This is a genomic window from Xenorhabdus sp. Sc-CR9 (genome assembly GCF_963897815.1).
Classification (GTDB): Bacteria; Pseudomonadota; Gammaproteobacteria; order Enterobacterales; family Enterobacteriaceae; genus Xenorhabdus.
On sequence record NZ_CAWQTY010000231.1, the window covers coordinates 1 to 10,659 of the forward strand.

Annotated in this window: 9 protein-coding genes, 1 tRNA gene and 2 pseudogenes; 3 read left to right on the top strand and 9 right to left on the bottom strand. The window is 40.7% G+C overall.

The annotated features are described in order from the left end of the window. Nucleotides 1–113: pseudogene (locus AACQ81_RS18430) on the top strand (IS30 family transposase); the annotation flags it as partial. A gap of 45 nt (nt 114–158) precedes the next feature. On the opposite strand, the gene AACQ81_RS18435 reads toward AACQ81_RS18430, so the two are convergent. The 7 genes from AACQ81_RS18435 to AACQ81_RS18465 all read right to left on the bottom strand — a co-directional run bounded on the left by AACQ81_RS18435 (nt 159) and on the right by AACQ81_RS18465 (nt 8,388). Next, on the bottom strand, nt 159–1,481 hold the full coding sequence (locus tag AACQ81_RS18435; protein WP_237388201.1) for an AAA family ATPase: 1,323 nt from the start codon (nt 1,479–1,481) through the stop codon (nt 159–161). A 48-nt stretch (nt 1,482–1,529) separates the two neighbouring features. Beyond that, complete coding sequence (locus tag AACQ81_RS18440; RefSeq protein WP_237388202.1) at nt 1,530–2,702, bottom strand: hypothetical protein; 1,173 nt, start codon at nt 2,700–2,702, stop codon at nt 1,530–1,532. Between the two features lie 224 nt (nt 2,703–2,926). After that, complete coding sequence (locus tag AACQ81_RS18445; protein ID WP_237388203.1) at nt 2,927–3,226, bottom strand: DcrB-related protein; 300 nt, start codon at nt 3,224–3,226, stop codon at nt 2,927–2,929. A 602-nt stretch (nt 3,227–3,828) separates the two neighbouring features. Beyond that, a complete protein-coding gene (locus AACQ81_RS18450; RefSeq protein WP_237388204.1) occupies nt 3,829–6,267 on the bottom strand; it encodes a toprim domain-containing protein in 2,439 nt (812 codons plus the stop codon). A 108-nt stretch (nt 6,268–6,375) separates the two neighbouring features. After that, nucleotides 6,376–6,582: a helix-turn-helix transcriptional regulator gene (locus AACQ81_RS18455; RefSeq protein ID WP_237388205.1), complete on the bottom strand. Its 207-nt coding sequence runs from the start codon at nt 6,580–6,582 to the stop codon at nt 6,376–6,378. Between the two features lie 349 nt (nt 6,583–6,931). Continuing rightward, on the bottom strand, nt 6,932–8,146 hold the full coding sequence (locus AACQ81_RS18460) for a tyrosine-type recombinase/integrase (RefSeq protein WP_237388206.1): 1,215 nt from the start codon (nt 8,144–8,146) through the stop codon (nt 6,932–6,934). Nucleotides 8,147–8,311: 165 nt separating this feature from the next. Continuing rightward, nucleotides 8,312–8,388, bottom strand: a tRNA-Arg gene (locus AACQ81_RS18465). Between the two features lie 189 nt (nt 8,389–8,577). On the opposite strand from AACQ81_RS18465, the gene folD reads away from it, so the two are divergent. Together folD and ybcJ are read left to right on the top strand one after the other, a co-directional pair. Continuing rightward, complete coding sequence (gene folD / locus AACQ81_RS18470; RefSeq protein WP_237388207.1) at nt 8,578–9,453, top strand: bifunctional methylenetetrahydrofolate dehydrogenase/methenyltetrahydrofolate cyclohydrolase FolD; 876 nt, start codon at nt 8,578–8,580, stop codon at nt 9,451–9,453. Beyond that, nucleotides 9,453–9,665 (top strand): ribosome-associated protein YbcJ, encoded by a 213-nt coding sequence (ybcJ, locus tag AACQ81_RS18475; RefSeq protein ID WP_237388208.1) that lies wholly within the window; start codon nt 9,453–9,455, stop codon nt 9,663–9,665. Before folD ends, ybcJ begins: the two co-directional genes overlap by 1 nt. A gap of 187 nt (nt 9,666–9,852) precedes the next feature. Here the strand turns inward: ybcJ and AACQ81_RS18480 are convergent, their stop codons facing one another. Together AACQ81_RS18480 and AACQ81_RS18485 are read right to left on the bottom strand one after the other, a co-directional pair. Continuing rightward, complete coding sequence (locus AACQ81_RS18480; protein ID WP_336885692.1) at nt 9,853–10,575, bottom strand: PfkB family carbohydrate kinase; 723 nt, start codon at nt 10,573–10,575, stop codon at nt 9,853–9,855. Further along, nucleotides 10,563–10,659, bottom strand: a pseudogene (locus tag AACQ81_RS18485) (IS5/IS1182 family transposase); the annotation flags it as partial. The gene AACQ81_RS18480 and the pseudogene AACQ81_RS18485, both read right to left, overlap by 13 nt.

The window sequence follows — 10,659 nt, forward strand, 5'->3', positions numbered from 1 at the left end:
TGGCAAACCGATTAAATAATCGTCCTCGTAAAACACGAGATTACAAAACACCGAATGAGTTATTTAAAGGTATCCCCACTCATTTACTTCGTTCATTACGATGTTGCGCTTAATATGTGAATCCAAGTAGTTAATTCGAGTTTCATCACCATCTCCTTTTAAAAAAATGAATAGGAGTCACCATATATATCGCCATGATTGATAATATTATTAATAGACGATTTTGATATCATCAAATTACATTCTGATAGCTTTTGTTCAAGATCGATAAGTCTTTCTTTGAAAGAACTGCCATAACCTTCAATAAGAGGAATCACATGCTGGTTAATTGCATAATCAAGCGGAGCTGCATGCATATTCTCTATCTCATTTGCAATATGACAATATCGCTTCATTGCATTAATTTTTCTTTGACTTACTTTTATTGAAGTCGTCCTAGCAATAGGAGAAGATAAAATATCTAAAATACTATCTAAGGCATTTTCTTCATCTTGTGTAAAACTTGCCTCACTAGCTGAAATATTAAAAGCAGAATTTAATTTCTCAAAGTTGATAGCACCATTAAAATCTAATATTTGTGATGGAAGAGATTTGTAATTAAAATTATGCTCCATCGTAATAATAGGAACCCTGTCAATCAAACGCGGGGATAATTTTTCTGTTGTTGAGTCATTGTTTATTGTGGCTAAGAACCTTAAATTTTTAGAAATACTAAAAAACCGTTCTGTGGTTGTTGGTATACCTGTATCTATTTTCCTATTCGCTCCTTCTGGGTCACACATACCTAAAAAATCAGACCAATAATGCTCAATACTAGAAAGATTAGCTTCATCTAATAAAACCAATTTTAAATATTCATTATTTTCATTACTCTTCAAAAATTCATATAACCCTGTTCTTGATGGTTGATATAAATCTTTTAACGAATTATAAAACCCTAAAATATCTCTGCCAGAAACCCAAGCACGCCCCACAGCTACATTAAGAAAATTGCTTCCAGAGAAAGTTAAATCATCATCCAATAAACCCGAATGTTTTGCCAATCTTATTGCTGTAGATGTTTTTCCTGTTCCTGGGGGACCAGCTAATATAGTCATAAAAGACTGAGACATATTTATTACTAAATTAGTCATTTCGTCGAATGTAAAATTCCTCCCCCCATCAGAACTGAAAGACTGAATTAAGTAATTAATATAATCCACTCTATTATTTTTATCTAGATTAATATCAGACTGTTTTATTTTTATTGATTCATTTTTAATTATAGTACTTTTCCTTTTTTCTCCTCTTAGTATAGTTGTTAACATACTCAGTTCTGCTACTTTTTCTTGTAGCTTAGGCGATTCAAGCGTTGATTCTCTAATTTTCAATGAATTATCAAGATCTCTATACTGAGTATCAAGGTCTTGTCTCTTCCTTACTAAATAATCTATTTCTTTATTCAATGTATTAAAGTCATTAATTTCCTTATGTGTTTCCATGAAATTTTTAATTGTTCTATTTTTTTCCTGAATATCACTTTCCAGTTTTTAATTTTCTTCAGTCAACTCTTTTTGTTTTTCAAGTAAAGCTTGATGAGCGTCTTCATCAGACTGTTTTTTTATTTCCTCTATTCTTTTTTTAGCCTTGTTAGTCTCAATTTCAATATTTTTAAGTTCTATATTTAACTCTTCTTTTTTAGTAAAAACAGAGCGTTCAAAAACCTTAAGTTCGTTATTTAATACACTTTTTTTTGATTCAAATTGCTCTTCCAACTCTTTATTTTTTGCTTTCAGCAAGAAATCTCTATTTTTTTCAAAGTACTGATCCAAATATAAACGACCATCCCTAGTTTCAGCTAAAAACTCATTTACTATTTCACTACCATAATCACTTTTCTCAAGAAAATCAGATAGTAATTCTCTGATCCTTGATAACCTCTCAGTATTTCCCATGGCTTTATTTTTCTTAACATATTCCTCAATGCCTTGAGAAAGTCTTTGAGCTTCACTTTTACCTAATAAAGAGTTTTTTCCCTTTCCAAAGTGATTTTTTGTGAAATAAGATATTAATTTCACATCTGAAATATAGTCAATTTGTTCATACTGAATAATTGATATTTCTTTTAAGTTTTTTATGAATTTTTTTGTAACCCCCTTTATATTTATAGTTACTAATGCATCGTTTTCATTCAATACATTCAAGGGTATTTTTGCAACAAAATCAGTAGGAAGTTGTAATGGAGATGGAATCACCAGAGGAGAAAGAATCCAATTATCATTTTGTTTTGTGGCTTTAAATGGTCCATAAATATAACCATTATTTTGTATAAAAAGATAATTACTTGGCAAATCAAGAGCATAATCTAAAAATCCAGATGCTGAATCAGGGAGATTTAAATCTAAAACAGGCATAAATAAATATCTTTCAATCTTACTGGCCTTATTTCCTAACGTATAATGCTTTTGTAATCTTGAAGTTGACTTCCAATCATTTTCTTCACTATCAAAGTATTCATTTAAAATGAATATTTCGTCAGTTTTGAACGATTGATTTATGCTAAGGAAGTTCTTTGAAACAAAGATTCCACCATTAGGAAACTCTTTTGGTTGAATTTCTGTGATACTCCCATTTTCATTTAGGTGTGCCAATGGAATAACAAGTCCTATATCTGGATTTTCTGAATGATTTTCATCTTTTATTACAAGTAAACGGCTATTCATTATAGTCATCCTTATTATAACAAAATAAAACTTTATTATAAAATAATTATCAACGTTATAGTATCAAAAAGTAATCAACTACCCAAAAATACTTGCTCTGTAGATAAGCGTGAGAAAGTATGGTATCTCATTTTAAGGTATTTGGGGGAGGAACATTAATTTATTTAAAAATCAGGATGAGAGCATGAAAGGCTTATTTTTAATCAAATTATGCAAATAAAATACTAATCCTGTTGCCCTTTTTTGGGGCGGTAACGGGATAGTAACAAGTGGCCTTGCAGCAGGTTGTCACCTAATGTGGCGGGGTGTTCTTCGAGAAGCTGCCAGTCTTTCAGGCCATTTTTCAACAATATCTTCTGGCGGGTAAGATAAGCGGCTAAATCTTCCCCTTCATTTAACTGGTCGCGGCTGATATTCAGTGCGGGCACATTGGGGGCGATAATGATATTAACCGTCTGTTCCTGATAACCTTCCGGTAGGGTAATGCTGCCTTCCGTAAACAGACAACGCGGGCTTGCTTCCATATTTCCTTGCCTCATTAATGATATCGATACAGGTTATTTGCACATTAATGAAACAGAATATAGTGTCAGGGCTTATGTATGCCAGATCGAATAAAAGTCTATGGAGGAAATTGTGATAAACATCTCTTCTTAAATTAAATCAGATAATTACCTAATTTTAATTTCACGTAGAGCAACAGATTAAAATCACACTGACGCGCTGCGCTTGTCTTCTCTTATTTGTCTGGCTAATGCATTAACCAGACAAATAAGAGATCTTAAAGAACACCATACCCGCCAGAAAAACCCTTTTGATTTAACCCCTCCCTATTAAAGAATTAGTAATAAAACTGTTCACCCTGTTCACCCTGTTCACCTTTAAATATTTTTATTTAAATTCATATCGTTATAGGGTGACGACTTGAAATCCAACTCATCACCACTCTTCACCCAACCCTTCACCTTTAAATCTGAAAAAGGTGAACAGGCGTGAAGACTTGTGAACAGTTTTAAAATAACCATTCACCCTACAATACCTTGATATATCTAATTTAAATTATAGGATGAATAGTGGTGAACACTTTTTACTATTTTTTAGGAAATCTTTATCGGTGTGAAAAAAGTTATTCTTCTGGCAGGTTATCCCTTGTCAGTTTCGGCAGCCATTCGATGGCTGTGTCGATATCTAGGTTCAGATTGCTGCGAATGCCCTGCTTACTTTTCTTACGCAGGTAATGCTGGTTATACTCGGACAGTGCGCCGGGCATATCCATACCGAATCGGGTCACGGAAACAGGCTTGTTCAAATTGTTACCTTTCATATAGGCAAGGTAAGCATGATAGAGGTATTTGCGGGGATTAAATGGCACGATTTCCGCATTGCCGATTAACAAACCATCAGCTTCATGGGAAGCCACCAGATAACCACAAAAATCAACCAATGGATCTGTACCCCGTTTAATATCCAGTGCTTCTTCGGATTTTTGTTGCTCTGCCAGTAAACGCCTTGCAGTGTGTGGATCAGCAAACCGATGAAGCAGTTGCCGGATAATGACAGGCAATTCCGCCGCGATTTTATCCCGCAGAAGCGGATCACGTTCGTTTTCCGGCACGACTTCGGAGAAGTTGAAAATCACCCGGCGCCGTGACACTCCGCCACTGCGATCACTGAAGCTCATGGCGTTATTGTTCACTGCCAGCACCACAGCAGGAATGCGGGTTGAATAGGGCTGTTTGTGCTTCGGGTCAATAGCGACTTCATCCCCGCCTGTGATGGCCTTGATGCCGGAACCGTCGCCCACATAGCGGGTCTGGTCGGGCAGAATAATCAGCGAGTACCCGACAATCAGCGCGCGTTCCCGTGGGTTTTCCAGTGCGGCCATACTGGCAGAAACGGTATTGCCTTTGCCTGCCAACATCGAGCAAACTTCAGCAAAGATGCTTTTACCACTACTTCCGGCACCGGTGACTTCCAGAAACAACTGCCAGTCGTAACGGTTTGCCAACACCATAAACAGTGCAGCCAGCACTCTCTCTGCTTTGTCTTCACATTCGGCGGTTGCCCGATTAAGCCAGTGCCAGAACTGAGGTGCATGACTTCGCAGGGTTTCCCCCGAAATAGGGGAATTGAATTCAACCTCATTAGCAAGTAATAACCAGTCATGTTTGTGATGAGGCCGGAATCGGCCGATTTTCAGATCAAACACGCCATTACGGAACCCGATTAAATGGCGCTCTGGTGCGTTCATCATGGGAAGCTGTAGTTTCAGGGCATCCACGGCAGAGCTGATACCATGCGGTGAGTACGGCATTTTTTCTTCCATAAAGGCCGCCACCATTTCCCGCTGTAAATCGCGGTTACTGACCGGACGCCAGACAATACCATCATAGTGATGAACGGTTTCCGAAGCGCCATCCAAAGCCAAATCACCGTCATAACGTGCCAGTAACACTTCTCCGCGCTGGCTGGCTCCCATCTGGCATAAGGTCAGTTTTGACGATTCGGCATCATTGGGCTGAATGACCGCTTTTTTCGTTATGGGTGCCGGTTGATAAAGCCCCTGAGCAAACGTCAGCTTTGCCGTTTCTACACCGTGTTGCTGGCGATAATCATCCCAGTCGGCTTTATGCTCTGTCGGTGGCAATGTGACCCAACCATTAACTGCAATGGCCGCTTTTTCTGCCGAGATCTTGCCGGTATTCACTTTCGGTTTTCCGTTCTTATCCAGTTCACCGGGCTGATGCCAGTCATTATCTGCGGCAATAATAATTTTCGTGTCTGACCAGCGTTCTCTGACTGATTGAGCAACGGAGAGCAGATTGCCTGCGTCCAGTGCAGCCAGAATAGTCCCGTTACAGAGTTGGTTAACCGTGAGTGTTGTGGCGTAACCTTCGGTAATGATGACGGTATCAGGGTTCTCTTCCAGCGTTGATAAAGGAATAAACGCACCTTTCTTCTGGCTGCCGGAGAGGAGTTTTTTCTCCCCATTCGCTTTGATGATTTGCGCCCCTGTGATTTTTCCGTCCAGTGTTGTGAGTCGCAATACAGTTGAATTATCGGGCAATAACCGCTGGTTAGGGCAGTGAAGCCCTTTTGCAGCCAAATAGGGCGATTGTCCCGCAACGGTTTGCGCCATCAATGCCACCACTTTGTCAGCAATCGGCTGTATTGGGTAAAGGTTTTCTCTAGCAGGCTTGGGTTCGGGCAGAGGCAATGCCAGCGCTCCCGCAATCATTTTCGCCGCTTCAATAATGGAAATTCCTTTGGTTTTTGCCACCAAATCCAGCCCATCACCATAGTTCGGCGTATCACACTGGCGGCAATGCCAGTTACCATGATGGTGATCATCGATAAAGTGAAATCGGTCAGTGCCGCCGCAAATCGGGCAGGCACCATGTTTATCTTTTGCCGGAATATCAATACCACAGGCAGGCAGCAGATTTTCCCAATGATACATGGCGGATTTTTTCACGGTCTGGATCAGGTCGAGCGGTTTTTGGCTGCGGTTTTTATCTGAAAGTGTAAATTTAGGGTGAGTTTGGGTATGCTGTATATCAGCCATCATCGTTACCTCGTATAACGGTTGTTGGTCAGACGCCTCAGTTGTGTTAGCGCACTCTGGGGCGTTGCTCTTTTATATTACGTGTCTTATGTTATGTTCTTTTCTGTATTATGCCGCCCGTGATCCTGCGATCCGCTGCGCAATCCAGTGATCAATTTCTGATTCAATAAACGCGATGGAACGGGAGCCGAGTTTAATTTGTTTCGGGAATTCCCCATCGCTAATCAGTTTGTAGATCCACGCCTTGCTATAACCCGTTCTGCGCTGAACTTCAGGCAAACGAATAAGATTTTCTTTCGGTGCTGTCATTGTCATATTATTTATCTCCTGTTACCGAGTCCTTGAGCGCTCATCGTGGACGTTGTTTGATGACAGGCGGATTATTTAAAAAGCAAGATTAAATGAACAGCGTTAATTGTTTACTCCATTTGTGAAATTTATCGGTTTACAGGAAGTATCAGCTCCCGAATTGTATGCTGTATGAAAATAAGTCACTGTTGGAGCCTCCAACACAGCCTAAAAAACATCCATCATCCATGTTCTGTATAAAAAATAACTTTGTTGGCACTGCCAACACAGAATAAAAAATCACCACACATCTTAAGTTGTATGAAAAACAGGCTGTTGTGCCCAGGGCACAGGCGTTTAAAAAATCACCGTACCTTTATGCCCTTTTGCCAAATTTTCCGATCAAGACATTTTCACCGCGTTCCAGCATCTCCATATGATCCGCATACCATTGCAGCATTTCCCTGCGACCCTCCAGATATTGAGCGTGATTGTAGGTTCCCCGGATGCTGTTCTTATCCACATGAGCAAGCTGTGTTTCAATCCATGCGGTGTTGTAACCTTGTTCATGCAGGATAGTACTCATGGTATGGCGGAAGCCGTGTCCGGTTGCCCTGCCATCATAGCCAATACGTTTAATAACCTGATTAATAGCGGCCTCGCTCATCGGTTTACCCGCATCATTACGGCCGGGGAAAACGTATTTCCCACGTCCAGTAATAGAGAGCAGCTTGATAAGAATGGCTTTCACCTGATTGGATAGCGGGACGATGTGAGGGCGGCGCATTTTCATTCGCTCAGCAGGTATCTGCCAGATATCCTTATCGAAATCGAATTCAGTCCATTCTGATTCTCTTAATTCGATGGTACGCACACCAGTAAGCATCAGTAAACGTGTCGCGGATTGAGTCACTTCGCTTCCGCTATAACCTGCCAAGGCGATGAGGAATTCATTCAGTTGGTCAGCTAAAAGATGTGGGAAATGTTTTTGCTTCGGTGCTTTAAGTGCGCTGGCAAGATCGGTAACGGGATTGAACTCTGCCCGTCCTGTAATAACTGCATAGGTGAAAATTTGCCGACAGGCCTGTCTGGTTTTTTTCAATTTATCCAAAACACCGCGTTGCTCCATTTTTCGGAGCACAGCCAACATTTCGGCATGTTTAATCTCGGTAACGGCACGTTTGCCAATATACGGGAAGATATCTTTTTTCAGATATTCCAGAATGTCTTCAGCATACCCTTTTGACCAATTGGGTCGTTTATGTTCGTGCCACTCAATGGCAATAGATTCAAAATTATTGCTGACTGCAAACGCTTTGGCTGCCTTTTCAGCTTTCTTTTCCTCTATCGGATCATTGCCATCCGATAGCGTCCGCCGTGCTTCGTTTCTCTTGGTTCTTGCTTCTGCGAGGGAGATATCAGGATATACCCCTAATGCGAGTAATTTTTCTTTGCCTGCGATCCGGTACTTCAACCGCCAATAGCGAGCGCCATTAGGGTTAACCAATAGATATAGTCCGCCACCATCTGCAAGTTTATAAGGTTTTTCTTTCGGCTTTGCAGTGTCCACCTGTCGGGCTGTTAGCTTCATCTGGGGGTATCTCACTTCATTGAACCTGAACGTACCCCTAAATATACCCCCATAAGATCGTGGATTTCAACCTACCTGACTGGACTATAGAAGAACGGAAAACGGCTAATAATGCGTATTTATTGGGGTTTTGTAGACTTGAAAAGACGTTAAGATATTAAAGGATGGTACGCCCTACAGGATTCGAACCTGTGACCTACGGCTTAGAAGGCCGTTGCTCTATCCAACTGAGCTAAGGGCGCATTATGGTATGCAAAATAATCAACATCACTAATGCGTTGATGTGGGACGGGATTATACGGGCATAATGAAATGAGTCAATGGTCTTTTGCTCATATGTTCATTTTATTATTATCAATAAAACTGACAGGCGCTTCATGTTCTGACAAAATAGCCCCTATTCCTATACTTGATGATGGAATCTTAAATACATGTCAGCAAAAATTATTGATGGGAAAACGATTGCGCAGACAATCAGAAGCGAAGTTGCAAAAAAAGTCAGACAACGTGTTACCGTCGGGAAACGAGCGCCGGGTCTTGCCGTCGTTTTAGTGGGAGAAAACCCCGCTTCTCAGATTTATGTCGCAAGTAAACGTCGTGCTTGCGAGGAAGTCGGTTTTATGTCCCGCTCTTATGACCTACCTGATACCACCAGTGAAGCCGAATTACTCTCCCTGATAGATAACCTGAACGCCGATACGGAAATCGACGGTATTTTAGTTCAACTTCCCTTACCTGCCGGCATTGATAATGTCAAAGTACTGGAACGTATTCATCCCGATAAGGATGTGGATGGTTTTCATCCTTATAATATCGGTCGTCTGTGCCAGCGTTCGCCAAAACTACGCCCTTGTACTCCCCGTGGAATTGTAACGATGCTTGAGCGCTGCAATATCAATACTTATGGGCTAAATGCCGTTATCATCGGTGCCTCCAATATTGTCGGGCGTCCAATGAGTCTTGAATTACTGTTGGCTGGCTGTACAACTACGGTAACGCATCGTTTTACCAAAAATCTGCGTCAACATGTTGAACAGGCTGATTTACTGGTCGTTGCTGTCGGAAAGCCGAATTTTATTCCCGGTGAATGGATTAAACCGGATGCGATTGTGATTGATGTTGGTATTAATCGTCTGGAAAATGGCAAAGTCATCGGTGATGTGGATTTCGATAACGCATCCGAACGCGCCAGTTGGATTTCTCCTGTGCCAGGAGGTGTCGGCCCAATGACTGTTGCGACATTGATTCAAAATACCTTGCAAGCTTGCGAGGAATATCATGATGTAGATACAACTGAAGGTTATTGATGGAAATTTTTTATTTAGATAGTCACCCTTATGTCGAATTGTGTGATTTGCTGAAGTTACAAGGGTGGAGTGAAAGTGGTGCTGCGGCGAAAGTTGTGATTGCAGAAGGTTTAGTTCAAGTTGATGGACAAGTTGAGACTCGCAAACGCTGCAAGATTACTGCTGGTAAAGCTGTTGCCTTTAATGGTGAATGTGTTCGCGTTGAGGCGTAACCGTAACTTGATGGTTAAACACTCACTCTGATGTCTTCCAAAAAATCAGTACAGTATGTATTTAATGTGCTGATTTTTTATTTTATAAATTAAATTTAATCTATTAGGGTCGAATTCCCCGTTGCTTACGGCGTAAGCTAACATAATGAGCGAATACATCCACAAAAGTTTAACCTTATGAATTATTTTATTCCTGAAAGTGGTGCGGAATGTCGGATGAATGGTTTTGTGGGGAGATATCAATATTCTCTGAGGATAGAGTCAGTGCTGAGCATTGTTGCGCAAAAATAACGCTTTCTTGCAGTTCCATACCTTCTAACCAACAATGAACAAGCCCTGCCATCATAGCGTCTCCAGCACCATTGGCATTAATAATATTAGTGTGGATTGCAGGGGAACATCCCGATATGCTATCCAGTTCACTGTAATACACACCTTCTGCATCCATGCTTAAAATTAGGCGTTGAACACCGTGTCGGTGGAACCACTGAGCTGCATTAGCGGCATCTTTTTGAGTTTTAATTTTTATCCCGCTGAGCGTTTCTGCTTCTGTACGATTCGGTTTTAGTGTATGGATATGGGATAACCAATGGCGGATCTTGGGGGCTTTGGAACTTGAAACGGTATCGACAAAAATGGGTACATTTCTGGCATGTTGAAATAACCATTTCAATGCCTCTTCTGTTAAGTTGCAGTCAACGACTAACACACTTGCATGCTGGATTAACGATCTGGATTGAGATAATAAATTTGGGGTTAATTTTTCCAAAATGCACATATCGTTAACAGCAACTATACATTGACCATTCTCGTTGATAATAGAATTGCAAATTGATGTTTTTTCACCTTCTATTTTATATAAATGACTAGAGCGTGTTGACCTTTGTTGTACATGTTTCAATCGACCCACATAGGGAGCCACATGATTGAAAATGCCAAAGCAACGAGACTTTCATAATTTCTTGCTAATTTGTCATACCGAGTAGCTACTGCT

Coding starts and splice junctions, on each gene's coding strand:
- ybcJ (WP_237388208.1), top strand. CDS start 9,453: ATGGAAATTTTTTATTTAGATAGTCACCCTTATGTCGAATTGTGTGAT.
- AACQ81_RS18440 (WP_237388202.1), bottom strand. CDS start 2,702: ATGAATAGCCGTTTACTTGTAATAAAAGATGAAAATCATTCAGAAAAT.
- AACQ81_RS18455 (WP_237388205.1), bottom strand. CDS start 6,582: ATGACAATGACAGCACCGAAAGAAAATCTTATTCGTTTGCCTGAAGTT.
- AACQ81_RS18460 (WP_237388206.1), bottom strand. CDS start 8,146: ATGAAGCTAACAGCCCGACAGGTGGACACTGCAAAGCCGAAAGAAAAA.
- folD (WP_237388207.1), top strand. CDS start 8,578: ATGTCAGCAAAAATTATTGATGGGAAAACGATTGCGCAGACAATCAGA.
- AACQ81_RS18445 (WP_237388203.1), bottom strand. CDS start 3,226: ATGGAAGCAAGCCCGCGTTGTCTGTTTACGGAAGGCAGCATTACCCTA.
- AACQ81_RS18435 (WP_237388201.1), bottom strand. CDS start 1,481: ATGGAAACACATAAGGAAATTAATGACTTTAATACATTGAATAAAGAA.
- AACQ81_RS18450 (WP_237388204.1), bottom strand. CDS start 6,267: ATGGCTGATATACAGCATACCCAAACTCACCCTAAATTTACACTTTCA.